The sequence below is a fragment of the Robertmurraya sp. GLU-23 genome (genome assembly GCF_052983275.1).
On record NZ_JBRKCV010000012.1, the window covers coordinates 40,051 to 55,159 of the forward strand.

The following is a 15,109-nucleotide window of genomic DNA, read 5'->3' on the forward strand; positions in this document are numbered from 1 at the left end:
GGCAACCTTCTTTTCATTTCTAAAAGATATGATACTATATAGAAAAAGCTGGTAAGAAAATGAGGTTTGGTTCGTGTTAAAAAATACAATATCAAAAAGAAATTGGGGCATTTCGCCATATATTTGGAGCGTTATCAGTATACTTCCTTTTTATTTTATCTTCCAATCATCATCCACTCCTGAAATTGTCGCAGGAATCATTCTGACTGTTATATTTTTCATTACCTTACGATTTGCGTTCTTATCTAAACGATGGCCAGTCTACTTATGGACGATGATATTAATCAGTATTTCTATTACCATGGCTATACTTTTTTCGTTTGTGTACTTTGCCTTTTACATAGCGTATTACAACGGTAATATTAAAAAACGTGTTGCTTTTATGACTTTATATGTTATTCATCTTGTCGCAACCACATTCGCAATTAATTACAATGTGGTTCTACAAGATCCTCAGTTTTTAAGACAGCTGCCATTTGTCATTATTATCTGGATAAGTGTTATTTTATTACCTTTTAATATATATAATCGTAAAAAACAAGAGGTACTTGAAGAAAAGTTGGAGGATGCCAACAAGCGGATTGCCGAATTGGTGAAACAAGAGGAACGGCAACGGATTGCTCGCGATTTACATGATACTTTGGGACAGAAGCTTTCCCTTATCGGCTTAAAAAGTGACTTAGCTCGAAGATTGATTACAAAGGATCCTGAACAGGCCAAGGATGAGCTAAGGGATGTGCAGCAAACTGCAAGAACTGCGTTAAATGAGGTTCGACAATTAGTATCACAAATGAGAGGGATTCGGCTGGATGAAGAAATTGTACTCGTTAGACAAATATTAAAAGCAGCAGATATTGAGTTTATTTATAGTCAAGAAAAACCAGTTACACATGTATCACTATTTCTTGAAAATATTTTAAGCATGTGTATCAAAGAAGCAATAACGAATGTCGTTAAGCACAGTCAGGCAAATGTCGTTCAACTCACAATAAAACAATCATCAAAAGACATAACGATTATTGTACAAGATGATGGTATAGGTCTTTGGCAAAAGCAGAGCCAATCACCAGGACATGGGTTAATTGGGATGAGAGAACGTCTTGATTTCGTGAATGGAAGTCTTAAAATTATCGGTGATGGTGGAACCAAGCTAATTATGAAGGTGCCTCTTGTCCAGGTCGCAAAGGAGGAAAATTTAGTATGATCAAAATTGTCATTGCAGAGGACCAGCGAATGCTGTTAGGCGCTTTAGGATCACTTTTAAGCCTAGAGGATGATATGGAAGTGATTGGGAAGGCGAATAATGGAAATGAAGCTGTTTCCCTTGTGAAACAATTACAACCTGATATATGTATCATGGATATTGAAATGCCAGAAAAGACAGGGCTTGAAGCGGCTGAAGAGCTAAAGGGTGGGAACTGTAAAGTGATTATTCTAACGACATTTGCGCGTTCAGGCTATTTCCAGCGTGCGTTAAAGGCGGGTGTAAGAGGGTATCTCTTAAAGGATAGTCCAAGTGAAGAATTGGCAAGCTCGATTAGAAATATTGTAGCTGGCAAGCGAATTTATGCACCAGAACTAATGGATGATCTTTATACAGAGGAAAATCCTTTGACGGAAAGAGAACGTGAGGTTCTTGAGCTCGTTGCTGAGGGAAGGAATACGAAGGAGATCGCTGAGCAGTTAAACATTAAAACAGGAACAGTTAGAAATTACATATCAGCGATTTTGGAGAAACTTGAAGTTACGAACAGAATTGAAGCCATTACACAATCGAAAGAAAAAGGTTGGTTTAAGTAAAAACCTCTATACATGTCCACCTAACTTACCATAGGATAAATTCCTATGGTTTTTATTTTTTCATTGAAAATTGGTCATATACCCTTAACACATCAAGAAGTATCGTGACATAACCTATATTAAAAAGGTAGGAGGGATTTGAATGAGCAATAAAGAAGAATTTGAAAAAATTTCAAAACAAAGTATGGATTTATTGATTAATGCTACTTTAAAAAGACATGGCATCAATCTTAATACAAAGCCACAGCTTTCAGATGAAGATAGAGCTGAATTAAGAAGTCTGATTGAAGGACTTAAGCAAAATGTAGAGTCTCTTACTAATATTACAAAAAAGTAAGTTGTAAAAGTGGTTGTGACAAGCAACCACTTTTTCTAGTTTTTTACCTAAAAAAATGACTAGTCTATAGTCCATTTTTCTATAAATATAGTCTTTTGCCCTGCCAGACCGGGTCAAACTTACATATACCAATAGTGTAATAACTAAATTCAATAAGGAGGAAATCATATATGAGTTCAAAAGTATGGAGAGGCCAGGCGCCAGTTCTTTCTGACAACAGAGGATGCGCAGCACCTCAAAGATTTAATGCATTAGACCCTAGCAGCACACACCCTTGGGAATGTGATAACGACACACAAGAAGCAGATCAAACAACTAAAAGCGTGCAAGCATCTTACGAGTCAATCGTAATCAAAGATTCTTGTGATGTTGAAGTAATCACTACTGACACGCAAGCAGCCATTAACCTTCAAGTTGCTCTTCAAGCAGCTATTCAACTAGTCATCAGCATCTCAATTGCAAGTAGCGATCAAGCTGAAGTATTAACTCAAGAATTAACGCAAAAACTAATCAATAAGCAAGTGAATCGCCAACAAACGTATATTGAAAACTCTCGTGGTGTAAAAGTAACAACTACTGATACAGATTTAGCTGTTAACGTACAAGTGCTTTTACAAGTTCTACTAGCTCTAGTTGCTAGATTAGACATCTTATAATCATGAGAAAAAACAAGGAGCTGATTAAAAGCTCCTTGTTTCTTTATTTATCTCACTCCAGCAGCCTTTTCCACTTGGGCTTGGTGGGAAGGATCTGGTTTGCCGTCCACATGTCTTGAACTACCTGAAAAGTACACATCAAAGTGACCCGTAATTCCATTGTTCATAATGTATTCTCTTTCATGAGGGTAGAAGCTCATACTGGCGGCCAGTTTTCTTCCATCAACCTCCACTATGACAGCTCGTGGTGTCCAGGAATAGCCTCCCCATATGGTTTTGGCAGTATTTGAATCAGTTACTGTGACCGTTTCACTATCTGCATGATTCGCACCGATTGTCCGTTTAATATTAAATGATTTGCCTGTAGCAAGATCTGTTACCTTTGCTACTTTGCCAATAGTAAATACATATTGGGCTTCTGTCCACCAATTTAATAATTCACCATGATTCGGACTGACGGTCTCTTTCACAGGTATATTATGAACGGGAATTCGTAACTCTTGACCGATCGAGAGCATACTTGACGTGGTTAACCCATTCGCTTGTAAAAGTTCTGCCTGTGGAATTCCGTATTTAATACTCAGACTCCAAATCGAATCACCAGCTTGAATTTTATGCGTGGTATAGCTAACTGTACTGATAGGAGTGGAAGCTGACTTATCACTAATTTGTAAAACTTGACCAATTCGTAATACATCACTAACTAGTTGGTTTCGAGATCTAAGTTCATCAACTGTTAATCCAAATTTTAGTGCAATTGAATACAGATTATCCCCGCTAACAACCGTATAAGTGTCAGGAACGGATGGGGCAGTTGAGGTCGGCATGAGAGCTGGATCTACCGTTTGTGTTGAAGGAATGGTTAATCTCTGTCCCAAACTTAATATGTCGCTTGTTAGCTGATTTTCCTTTTTTAAAGCAACAACCGTAGTATGATACTTTTTCGCAAGGCTATAAAGTGTATCTCCAGCAACAACCGTGTGGGTGACACTAGTAGGTGTGGCTGGGGTGTCTGTAACTTCATGTGATTGAGGTATTTCTAGTACAGCTGGAATAATCAGTTTTTGATTTAAAGATAATGTAGTGGATGGCATTTGATTGGCTTCTCTAATGCTATCAACGGTTGTATTGTATTTTTTCGATAAACTATATAATGTATCTCCAGCTTGGACCGTATGTATCGCTTTTGGTATAACTAGCTTTTGTCCGATCGTTAAGGTGTCAGAGGATAGCTTATTCGCACTTTTTATAAGATCCATAGAGGTCCCAAATTTTTTGCTTAATCCCCATAGTGTATCTCCAGGAGAAACGGAGTAAAAGACGTTTGAATTTGTTTGCTGAATAGAAGCATTAGCAAATGCGCGATCAGCTGCTATTGGCAAGGTGCTCATGACGAAACCACCTAACACAATCTTGACAACTGTAATTCTGATCGAAGGATAACGATTTTTTATTAAAAGAGTTGCTTGCTTCATAATATCAGAGCGGATGGATGACTTAGTGCCAAGTTCCTGTGAAAACTCCGTTAAAGTATCGTCTAAGTAAAGAATGAGTTCATATGCTCCGTCACGATTTTGGAGTAACTTATGCCTGATAAAAGTGTCCATTCAAATACCTCCTAGTAAGACTACTTAGGAGGTATTTTCCACAGTAAAAAAAATGTTATGCATAAACGGTCTTATTCACTTGAATTCTATAAATATTTTCGTTGATAATTGCTAATTGTAACGAGGGGCCAAATGTAGTTATAACTGTGATAATGAATATAAAAACCTCCAGGCAAACCTGCCCCTGTTGGATACTCAATCGTCCAATTCGATTTTTCGAGTGACGAAAAAAGAAATTCCATTCCATTCTCTATTTGTATTGTTGGTTTCTCATAATAATAAATCAGTGCATCTAAAGCCCATGCGGTTTGTGAGGGGGTACTTGCATAAAGTGGCGTATATTTCTTTTTCATGTCACTAGAGCATGATTCACCCCATCCACCATTATTGTTTTGAATCGAAACCAACCAATTTACCGCCCGTTTGATGGTAGGATCGGATCGGCTAACTCCGCAAGCTAATAATCCGGTAACGGCAGCCCAAGTACCGTAAATATAGCAAATTCCCCACCGACCATACCATGAGCCATCCTCGAGTTGATGCTTTTTAAGCCAGTTAATTCCTTTATTGATTGTGGCTGATTTTCTTTCGATATTCGTGTATTCTCCAAGAAAATGAAGTGTCCTACCAGTCAAATCAGCAGTGGAAGGGTCAAATAGAACTCGATCCTCGTATCTGAAAGGGATAAAGGAGAGCCACTTATTCGTGGTATTTTTTTCAAAAGCTGCCCACCCACCGTCGTTGTTCTGCATGGAAATTACCCAGTTAACTCCTTTTTCCCAAGCAGTTGAAGGGATTTGTTTTGCAATAGTGGAAGGTGTAAGCGCACGTAAAGCAGCGGTCGTATCATCTATATCTGGAATCATTGTATTGATTGGAGAAAAACCCCATCCACCCGGTGGAGTGTCTGGGCAATTTATCATCCAATCACCAAAGGTAGTATGCTGGTGGTTTAATAAATATTGAGTTGATCTTCTTATCATTGGATCCGTATCCTTTACACCAGCAATATGCAAGGCATTACTTATTAGTGCGGTATCCCAAACCGTAGATGGTGAGTTTTCAATAAAATAGAGGTCTTTCTCTTCAAAAAGAAAAGATTTCATCCCCTCAATGGCATTTTTAATAATGTGATGATCTTTTTTGTATCCAAGTGCCAACAGGGAGTAAATCATAAAAAAGGTAGAGCTAAAATAGCTATATAATGTACCATTCGATTCTATTCTTTCAAGCATGTACGTTTCACCTTTATGAAATGACTCTTCATGAATTTGTTCTGGTATTTCTGCTAGTTTGATAGCTTCTGATTTAATTTTTGAGATCAATTTCATTGAACGGTCATCTACTTGCGACTGATCATCTCCTCTCCCTAAATTCAAGTCTTCTAGTGAAGGACGTTGTGGGTGAACGTTTTTATAATTTTTATTCGAACAAATGATAATAGGTACCCAGTGAGCTCTAGCGTAGCCAACGATTTCAAACAAGGAAATGGGTGACCATGTTGGTAAAAGCATGATTTCTATTGGAATGAGTTTAATAATGGTTGGCCAGGGGATTTGTCCCGTAATAGCTAACATGGATTTTGTTAACCACTCAGATTTTTGAATTCCCCCATTATTGATAATAAAAGACTTTGCCTTTTGGAGAACATCAGAATCCCTTGGTAAGTAACCGGAATAAAGTAGTGCAAAATAACATTCAATTGTATTAGATAAGTTTCCGAATCTTTCATCATAATATAATTTCCATGCCCCATTGTTTTCTTGTTTTTTACATATCTCATGCACCAGTCGTTTAATGAGCATCTCCTCAGATTGGATATTCAATGACCGTAACAAAATAATCATATATGCATTTGTCATTAAACTTCCTTCAAAACAAAACTTCCACGAACCATCTCTTCTCTGCTTACCTCTCAGACTTTCAATTAATTGATCTTTGGTCTTCTTTACCTTTTCATTTCTCATTCGCACCACACCTCTTATTCGAGATTGTCAGTTAAAAATATGTGGCTGGATAAGAAAACATACGATTTGAATGAAAAGAACTTTTTAGACATAGTGACAAGCGGTATTCGAGTATATTTTATAAACTGGGTAAAAAGAGGTGGAAATTATGGCTAACCAGCCTAAACAAGTATTTACTCACATGAAAACGTACCAACCTTACCACAGTCCGTTCGATCCTTGTCGTCCGATTGGAGTTAAGTTTTACTCAACACCACCAAATCTTTATGTAGGATTTCAACCGCCTAATCTTCAGCAATTCTCTCCGAAAGAAGCGTTACAAAAAGGCACGCTATGGCCTATTTTTTATGATTATTATGAAAACCCTTATGAATCAAAAAGGAGGGAGGGCTTATGAAGCAGTTGCCTGAAAGATACTATCAATTAATGGAAGAAATTCAAGCCGTTGACTTCGTCCTAGTAGAACTCACATTGTACTTAGATACTCACCAAACCGATCAACAAGCGATGCAGCAATTTAATCAATTTGCACAATACAGTAAACAGATTAAACAACAGTTTGAAGCAGAGTTCGGTCCACTTCTTCAATATGGAAATAGTTATACAGATGCAAATTGGAGTTGGGGAACATCTCCTTGGCCCTGGCAGGTGTAGAAAGGGAGGGTAAAAAATGTGGGTATATGAAAAGAAATTGCAATACCCGGTAAAAGTAACAACCTGTAATCCAACCTTAGCAAAATTTTTAATAGAACAATATGGCGGAGCAGATGGAGAATTGGCTGCTGCGTTAAGATACTTAAACCAAAGATATACGATTCCAGACAAAGTGGTTGGTCTGTTAACTGATATTGGGACAGAGGAATTTGCACATTTAGAAATGATTGCAACGATGATTTATAAGTTGACAAAGGATGCCACACCAGAGCAATTAAAGGCTGCAGGTATATCTGATCACTATGCGAACCATGATTCAGCTATCTTTTATCATAATGCTGCTGGGGTTCCTTTTACCGCTTCGTATATTCAAGCGAAAGGAGATCCTATTGCCGATCTTTACGAGGATATTGCGGCAGAAGAGAAGGCTCGTGCCACTTATCAATGGATTATAAATATGTCAGATGATCCTGATTTAAATGATTCACTTCGCTTTTTAAGGGAAAGGGAGGTGATTCATTCGCAAAGATTTCGTGAGGCTGTTGAACTCTTGAAGGAAGAAAGAGATCGAAAGAAGATATTTTAAAATAATAAAACAAGAAATGCCAGCTAAATGTTATAGCTGGCATTTCTTGTTTTTAACTTGCTCTGTCCCTTTACCAGAGTAGTAAACTAACATTCTAACATACTAAAATTTACCAATTTTTTGTTGACCTTTCTAAAAACATCCACTTACAATAGAATTATTAAAACTTTCAGAATATATTATTTGAATGTTAGTCGCATAAAGTGGTGAAGGTGGAGGGAGCAACATGAAGGTTGTGTTAACAGGTCAGTCCTTAACGTTATCGCAAATAAAGGATATTTGTTATGGTTTTGCAACTGTAGAGATAGCAGAAGAAAGTATAAGGAAAGTTGAGCAATCTCGATACTCTGTTGAGGAAATTGTATCAAAAAAGAAAACGATCTATGGAATCACTACCGGCTTTGGGAAATTTAGCGATTGTATGATTGCGGAAAAAGATGTGAATGATTTGCAGTTAAATTTGATCCGCTCTCACGCATGTGGAGTGGGTGATCCATTTCCAGAAGTTGTCTCACGTGCAATGGTGCTCCTCCGTTTAAATGCCCTGCTTAAAGGGTTTTCAGGAGTAAGGGTAGAGATTATCCAGCAGCTCCAAACCCTATTGAATGAGCGAATCCATCCGGTTGTCCCCCAGCAGGGTTCGTTAGGCGCATCAGGAGACCTAGCTCCTTTATCACATTTAGCACTTGTGCTTATTGGTGAAGGACAAGTGCATGTTGAAGGAGGAATATATGAAGCGAACCTCATACTAAAAGAAAAAGGAATTCAACCTATTTCTTTAAAGGCAAAGGAAGGGTTAGCCTTAATTAATGGAACACAAGCAATGACTGCGCAAGGTGTCATCAATTGGATTGAATCAATGAGATTGTTTTATCAAAGTGAAATCATTGCAGCTATGACCATTGAAGGATTAGAAGGAATTATTGATGCCTTCCATCCTGCTATTCATGAAGCACGTGGATATGTGCAGCAAACAGAAGTTGCTGCAAGAATGTGTGAGCTGCTTAAAGAAAGTAAGCTAATAACAAGTCAAGGCGAAAAGAGAGTTCAAGACGCGTATTCTTTACGCTGCATTCCTCAGGTACATGGTGCGACGTTACAAGCGCTTGATTATGTAAAGGAAAAGCTCGAAATTGAAATGAATGCAGCAACCGATAATCCACTAATTTTTGATGATGGCCAAATGGTCATATCAGGTGGGAATTTCCACGGTCAACCGATCGCGTTCGCAATGGATTTTATGAAAATTGCCATGGCTGAACTCGCTAATATATCAGAACGTCGAATTGAACGGCTCGTAAACCCGGGATTAAATGACCTCCCACCGTTTTTAAGTCCCCAACCAGGATTACAGTCTGGAGCAATGATCATGCAGTATTGTGCTGCTTCTCTCGTTTCTGAAAATAAAACGCTAGCACATCCAGCTAGTGTAGACTCCATCCCATCCTCAGCCAATCAAGAAGACCACGTAAGCATGGGAACAATTGCCTCCCGGCACGCTCATATGATAATTCAAAATGTACGACGTGTCCTAGCAATCGAATGCATATGTGCGCTTCAAGCTGTCCAATACCGTGGGATTGAAAAAATGGCCCCAACTACCCTAGCTTTTTATAAAGAAGCAAGAAACATTGTCCCATCTATTGATAGTGATCGAATATTTTCGAAAGATATTGAAAAGATGGCGGCCTGGTTGAAGGAAACGGATATAAAATGAACAATTAATTTTAATAATGGACCACCACCCACTGCTTCAAAAAAAGGAGGATATGTTCAATGAATGCAAATCAAAATCGTATAGTCATAGCCAAACGAGGAAACGAACTGGAGTGCAAAGGTTGGGAACAGGAGGCGGCACTTCGCATGCTTTGTAATAATTTAGATCCTGATGTGGCGGAGAAACCGGAAGAGCTTGTCGTCTATGGTGGAATTGGGAAAGCTGCTCGAAATTGGGAGGCATTTGACTCGATCGTTGAAACGTTAAAAAGGCTTGAAAACGATGAAACGTTGCTCATTCAATCTGGGAAACCTGTAGCCGTTTTCAAAACACATGATGCTGCACCTCGTGTACTTTTATCCAATTCGGTCATTGTTCCGAAGTGGGCAAATTGGGAACATTTTCACGAGTTGGATCAAAAGGGACTCATGATGTATGGACAAATGACGGCAGGTAGCTGGATCTACATCGGAACGCAAGGAATTTTACAGGGTACGTATGAAACGTTTGCTGAGTTAGCAAGGCAGCATTTTGGTGGTTCCTTGCAAGGTACGATTACCTTAACTGCTGGTTTGGGTGGTATGGGAGGTGCTCAGCCTTTGGCAGTCACGATGAATCGAGGAGTTTGTATTGCGGTTGAGGTAGACGTTGAGCGGGTGCAAAAAAGAATCAAAACAAAATATTGTGATCGTTTTACACACTCAGTTGATGAGGCAATTGCCTGGGCGCAGGAGGCAAAGGTAAAGGGATTACCACTTTCCATTGCTCTCGTTGGTAATGCTGTTGATGTTCATCACGAATTGTTACAAAAGAAGATACCTATAGACATTGTAACGGATCAAACATCCGCGCATGATCCACTAAATGGTTATATTCCAATTGGTTTATCACTTGAAGAAGCTCAAATCCTTCGAAAGGAAGATCCTAAAAAATATATAAGTTTGTCAAAGAAATCTATAATGGCCCATGTTCAAGCGATGCTTGAGTTTCAACAAATAGGTTCGATCACTTTTGACTACGGAAATAATATTCGGCAAGTGGCGTTTGATGAAGGAGAACAAAACGCCTTTGATTTTCCAGGCTTTGTACCGGCTTTTATTCGGCCATTGTTTTGTGAAGGAAAAGGACCGTTTCGCTGGGCAGCTTTATCAGGGGACCCCAATGATATTTACCGCACTGATCAGTTAATCAGGGAGCTTTTTCCTGAAAATGAACCATTGCAAAGATGGATTACCATGGCTCAAGAAAAGGTGAGTTTCCAAGGACTTCCGTCTCGTATTTGCTGGTTAGGATATGGTGAACGAGTGAAAATGGGCCTTGGGATTAATGAGTTGGTGAAAAAAGGAGAGCTAAAAGCACCTATCGTTATTGGGCGTGACCATTTAGATTGTGGCTCAGTGGCATCTCCAAACAGGGAGACAGAAGCAATGAAGGATGGAAGTGATACCGTTGGTGATTGGGCTATATTAAATGCATTAATCAATGTGGCTGCTGGCGGATCTTGGATTTCTGTTCATCATGGAGGAGGTGTTGGCATGGGCTATTCCCTGCATGCGGGAATGGTTGCTGTAGCTGACGGGACAAAACTTGCAGAGGAAAGATTACAACGTGTGTTAACAACGGATCCTGGTATGGGGATTGTCCGCCATGCTGACGCTGGATATGAAAAAGCGATTGAAGTAGCAAAAGAAAAGGGCGTGGATATTCCGATGGTCCGTTATAAAAAATGATATTTTTAGGGAAAGGTGATCATGATGTACGATTTGCTTTTATTTAATATCGGTCAGCTGATTCTCCCTGCTTCCTCATCTCGTCCACTAAAAGGCGAGGAAATGAAGCATCTACACGTAATCGAAAAAGCAGCACTTGCGGTAAAAGAGGGAAGAGTTGCATGGATAGGTCATTCGGAAGAAGGGGAGAAGCTAGAAGCTTTGTCTTTGCTAGACGTCCAGGGTAAAGTGGTCTCTCCTGGTCTAGTTGATCCTCATACCCATTTTGTATTTGCAGGATCTCGGGAACATGAATTGGCACTAAAACAGGCGGGCGTTCCTTATCTGGACATTCTAGCCTCTGGAGGAGGAATTCTATCAACGGTCCAATCCACAAAAAACAGTACTGAAGACGAATTGCTTGCAAAGTCTTCTTTTCATCTAGATCGAATGATCTCTTATGGAGTAACAACGGTGGAAGGTAAAAGTGGTTATGGTCTTGATCGCGAAACGGAACTAAAGCAGCTACGGGTAATGAAGAAACTACAGGAAAAGTATCCCATTCAATTGGTATCAACCTTCCTAGGTCCTCATGCAGTTCCGCCCGAATTTAAGGGGAAAAGTGATCTATTTTTAGATGAGATGATTTCTATGTTAAAGGACATTAAAGAGAAGTCACTTGCTGAGTATGTAGATATTTTTTGTGAAACAGGAGTTTTCACTGTCGACCAATCTAAGCGGTTTTTAGAAGAAGGGAAGAGGCTTGGTTTTGGAATGAAAATCCATGCAGATGAAATTGATTCACTTGGTGGCACAGAGTTAGCGGTATCAATAGGCGCAACGAGTGCCGACCATTTAGTGGCAGCTTCTGAAGAAGGAATTAAACAGCTAGGTGCTAGTAATACGGTAGCGGTGTTATTACCAGGTACTACGTTTTATCTGGGGAAAGAGCATTATGCAAAGGCGAGAAAAATGATCGACGGAGGTGCAGCTGTGGCTTTGGCAACAGACTTTAATCCAGGAAGCTGTGTAACGGAGAATCTCCAAATGATTATGTCTTTAGCAGCATTAAAACTAAAGATGTCAGCAGAGGAGATATGGAACGCTGTAACGATAAACGCAGCCTTTGCTATCGGGAAAGAGAATGTGGCAGGAACATTAAAAATTGGTGCACTAGCCAATTTTGTTATATGGGATATTCCCAATTATCAATATCTTCCGTACCATTTTGGTGTGAATCATGCAAACTCCGTGTATGTTGCAGGGAAAATGATTCGGAGGAATGAGTAATGAGCTTTGAATACGTAACGTTTGGGAAGGAAGCTGTCTTCCGAGATCGACATGTGACAAAGGTGTCTGAAACCATAGTGCCATTTAGTAAAGGTGAGAAAGGAGAGATTGGTATCATCGGTCTCCCACTCTCGAAAACATCTATCTCTCTTTCACAGGCAGCCGAGGCACCGCAAAAAATTCGTTCTCACTTTAAAAGCTTCACCACCTATTCTGGGGAAACAGACAAGGATCACCATGACATGAAAATACTAGACTATGGTGATTGCCTCACTCATCCAACTGATTTAACTGAGTCGATTGAGCGAATATATCAAAGTGTGTCAGATATGCTTAAGGAGAAATCCTGTGAACGTTATGTGATCTTAGGTGGTGACCATGGTGTGAGTTTTCCCTCGATTCGTGCCTTTTCGGAAAACCTTGGCCGAATAGGAGTCATTCAATGGGATGCTCATCATGATGTACGAAATTTTGAAGATAGTGGACGAACAAATGGTACCCCTTTTCGTAGTTTAATTGAAAGTGGATATCTTAAGGGAGATGACCTTGTTCAAATTGGAATAAGAGATTTTTCTAATTCAAAGGTTTATCGTGAATACACAAGAGAAAAAGGGATACAGGTTTACACAATGGGTGATATAGAAAAAATAGGATTAGCTGCGATTCTAATAAATGAATTGACACGTTTAGAGAAAGAAGTAGATTATCTATACTTGTCTGTTGATATGGATGTTGTGGATCAAGCCTTTGCTCCAGGCTGTCCAGCTATCGGTCCCGGAGGTTTTACGAGTAGAGAGTTACTATCTTCTATTGAAATAGCTTCTGCTCATCCAAAGGTAAAGGCTATGGATATTGTTGAAGTTGACCCATCAAAGGATGTTCGTGAGATGACTTCAAGACTTGCTGCTTTTTCAATGTTGAAGTTTATGTACTCGAAAAGGGAAACATTTGAATGAAAAGAGTGAGTGACTGGAACACTATACCCATAAATTACATCACCTAGGAGGAAGAGTATTGCAGTTTGATTGGGTATGGCACGCCATATTAATTGTAATTGTTGGCACGTTACTCCTTCGCGTTGCGGGTAGGAAATCCATTTCGCAGATGACACTTGCTCAGACAGTGATAATGATTGGGCTTGGGTCACTATTGATACAACCAGTCACTGGACGAGGTCTTTTTGTTACCTTTGCAGTTGGAGGAGTACTTGTCTTAACTCTTGTCGTAATAGAATTTTTGCAGATTAAATCAGACAAAATTGAAAAATTTATTACCGGTAAATCTAAGATACTAATAGAAAAAGGTCAATTAAATGAAAAAGCCCTGAGAAAGCTACGTATGACTGTTGATCAGCTTGAAATGGCATTAAGACAATCAAGTGTAAATAAGATTTCAGATGTAGAGTGGGCAACATTAGAGCCAAATGGAAGAGTTGCATTCATTTTAAAAACATCAGCACAACCAGTTACAACAAAACAGTTTGAATCTCTAAAACAAGACGTACAAACGATAAAGACTTTGTTAGAGGCATTTATGCTATCAGATACAAGTGTTCCAAAGCAGGATCCTTTACAAAACAATAGTGACTTGTTCAAAGAGGTTAAAAACAAATCACATGAATATGATGTACCGAAGCATCTACAATAATAGAAAGGAGTAGCTTTTTGAATAGCTACTCCTTTCTATTATTTTCTTAGTGTATCTGCAACAATCTCGTATGACTTCAGTCTTGCTTCATGGTCGAAAATTTGCGTATGAATCATTAACTCGTCTGCTTGTGTGTCATGTAAAAAGTCCTCGAGTTTTGCTTTTACCGTGTCACGGTCCCCGACAATTGGTTCACCAAACTGCTGCAGTAGAGTTGCCTTTTCATACGGACTCCAAATCTCATCCATGTTTTCAACAGGTGGTGGAAGCTGACCAGGGTTACCTCTAATTAGATTAAGAAATTGTTGTTGCATGCTGGTTGCTAGTCTTTTTGCTTCTTCACCAGTATCTGCCGCAACGACATTTGCCGCAACCATAGCGTATGGTTTGTCTAACACTTCAGATGGACGGAAATGTTGGCGGTATAATTGCAAAGCAGGTAAAGTATATAAAGGTGAAAAATGGCTAGCAAAGGCGAAAGGTAGCCCTAGTTGTCCAGCAAGTTGCGCACTAAAACCGCTTGAACCAAGTAGCCAAATAGGAACGGTTTGACCTTCACCAGGAAAGGCACGAACCCTTTTATCATCACTCGGTATGAAGTAGGATTGTAATTCCTCGAGCTGCTCAGGAAAATCGTTGCCATCACTTCTTCTCTCTCTTCTTAATGCATGAGCCGTTATTTGGTCGGTTCCAGGAGCACGGCCAAGTCCTAAATCAATTCGGCCAGGAAACAAAGCATCAAGAGTACCAAACTGTTCTGCAATAACAAGGGGAGCATGGTTAGGGAGCATGATTCCACCTGAACCAACACGGATCGTTGACGTATGGCCAGCCACATGAGAGATAACGACAGAGGTCGCTGCACTTGCTATCCCTGGCATATTGTGATGCTCTGCTAGCCAATAGCGGTGGTAACCTAATGATTCTACATGCTGAGCAAGAGAGGCAGAATTACGCAATGCTTGTGAAGCAGATCCTCCTTGTACAATGGGAACTAAATCCAATACAGACAGAGGAATGTTTTTATTTTCAATCATATCTATCATCTTCTTTCGTTTTCCTAAATAATGAGCAGTTGTATTTTAGCAAGTAATTGCTTGTTATCAAAATAATTTGCTTTGTAAATATGTTAAAATCAT

General features: G+C 39.4%; 15 protein-coding genes. 12 read left to right on the forward strand and 3 right to left on the reverse strand.

Annotated elements, in window-relative coordinates:
• Window positions 1–73 precede the first annotated feature (73 nt).
• From ACVBAX_RS17420 to ACVBAX_RS17435, 4 genes are all read left to right on the forward strand, one after another.
• Window positions 74–1,204, forward strand: a complete 1,131-nt coding sequence (locus tag ACVBAX_RS17420; protein ID WP_447118149.1) for a sensor histidine kinase — start codon at window positions 74–76, stop codon at window positions 1,202–1,204.
• Complete coding sequence (locus ACVBAX_RS17425; protein WP_430773434.1) at window positions 1,201–1,800, forward strand: response regulator; 600 nt, start codon at window positions 1,201–1,203, stop codon at window positions 1,798–1,800. Before ACVBAX_RS17420 ends, ACVBAX_RS17425 begins: the two co-directional genes overlap by 4 nt.
• Before the next feature lie 142 nt (window positions 1,801–1,942).
• Window positions 1,943–2,137, forward strand: coding sequence for a hypothetical protein (locus ACVBAX_RS17430; RefSeq protein WP_251519512.1), 195 nt, complete (start codon window positions 1,943–1,945; stop codon window positions 2,135–2,137).
• 170 nt (window positions 2,138–2,307) lie between these two features.
• Window positions 2,308–2,793, forward strand: a complete 486-nt coding sequence (locus tag ACVBAX_RS17435; RefSeq protein ID WP_447118150.1) for a spore coat protein — start codon at window positions 2,308–2,310, stop codon at window positions 2,791–2,793.
• Window positions 2,794–2,840: 47 nt separating this feature from the next.
• On the opposite strand, the gene ACVBAX_RS17440 is transcribed toward ACVBAX_RS17435, so the two are convergent.
• A complete protein-coding gene (locus tag ACVBAX_RS17440) occupies window positions 2,841–4,400 on the reverse strand; it encodes a LysM peptidoglycan-binding domain-containing protein (RefSeq protein ID WP_447118151.1) in 1,560 nt (519 codons plus the stop codon).
• Window positions 4,401–4,486: 86 nt separating this feature from the next.
• The gene (shc, locus tag ACVBAX_RS17445) at window positions 4,487–6,367 is read right to left on the reverse strand and encodes a squalene--hopene cyclase (protein ID WP_447118152.1); all 1,881 of its coding nucleotides are present in this window, start codon (window positions 6,365–6,367) and stop codon (window positions 4,487–4,489) included.
• A gap of 148 nt (window positions 6,368–6,515) precedes the next feature.
• On the opposite strand from shc, the gene ACVBAX_RS17450 reads away from it, so the two are divergent.
• From ACVBAX_RS17450 to ACVBAX_RS17485, 8 genes are all read left to right on the forward strand, one after another.
• Window positions 6,516–6,764 (forward strand): spore coat associated protein CotJA, encoded by a 249-nt coding sequence (locus ACVBAX_RS17450; protein WP_430773438.1) that lies wholly within the window; start codon window positions 6,516–6,518, stop codon window positions 6,762–6,764.
• On the forward strand, window positions 6,761–7,021 hold the full coding sequence (locus tag ACVBAX_RS17455; RefSeq protein WP_119708630.1) for a spore coat protein CotJB: 261 nt from the start codon (window positions 6,761–6,763) through the stop codon (window positions 7,019–7,021). The genes ACVBAX_RS17450 and ACVBAX_RS17455 overlap by 4 nt, the downstream gene beginning before the upstream one ends.
• 16 nt (window positions 7,022–7,037) lie before the next feature.
• A complete protein-coding gene (cotJC, locus tag ACVBAX_RS17460; RefSeq protein WP_430773440.1) occupies window positions 7,038–7,607 on the forward strand; it encodes a spore coat protein CotJC in 570 nt (189 codons plus the stop codon).
• 226 nt (window positions 7,608–7,833) lie between these two features.
• A complete protein-coding gene (hutH, locus tag ACVBAX_RS17465; RefSeq protein WP_447118153.1) occupies window positions 7,834–9,324 on the forward strand; it encodes a histidine ammonia-lyase in 1,491 nt (496 codons plus the stop codon).
• Between the two features lie 59 nt (window positions 9,325–9,383).
• A complete protein-coding gene (gene hutU / locus ACVBAX_RS17470) occupies window positions 9,384–11,054 on the forward strand; it encodes a urocanate hydratase (protein WP_447118154.1) in 1,671 nt (556 codons plus the stop codon).
• A 24-nt stretch (window positions 11,055–11,078) separates the two neighbouring features.
• Window positions 11,079–12,323: an imidazolonepropionase gene (hutI, locus tag ACVBAX_RS17475; protein ID WP_447118233.1), complete on the forward strand. Its 1,245-nt coding sequence runs from the start codon at window positions 11,079–11,081 to the stop codon at window positions 12,321–12,323.
• On the forward strand, window positions 12,323–13,279 hold the full coding sequence (hutG, locus tag ACVBAX_RS17480; RefSeq protein ID WP_447118155.1) for a formimidoylglutamase: 957 nt from the start codon (window positions 12,323–12,325) through the stop codon (window positions 13,277–13,279). Before hutI ends, hutG begins: the two co-directional genes overlap by 1 nt.
• Window positions 13,280–13,337: 58 nt before the next feature.
• Window positions 13,338–13,970, forward strand: a complete 633-nt coding sequence (locus ACVBAX_RS17485; RefSeq protein WP_447118156.1) for a DUF421 domain-containing protein — start codon at window positions 13,338–13,340, stop codon at window positions 13,968–13,970.
• Window positions 13,971–14,008: 38 nt separating this feature from the next.
• Here ACVBAX_RS17485 and ACVBAX_RS17490 read toward each other — a convergent pair whose 3' ends face one another.
• Entirely contained in the window at window positions 14,009–15,007 is a 999-nt protein-coding gene (locus ACVBAX_RS17490) for an LLM class flavin-dependent oxidoreductase (RefSeq protein ID WP_447118157.1), read from the reverse strand.
• Window positions 15,008–15,109: the final 102 nt, after the last annotated feature.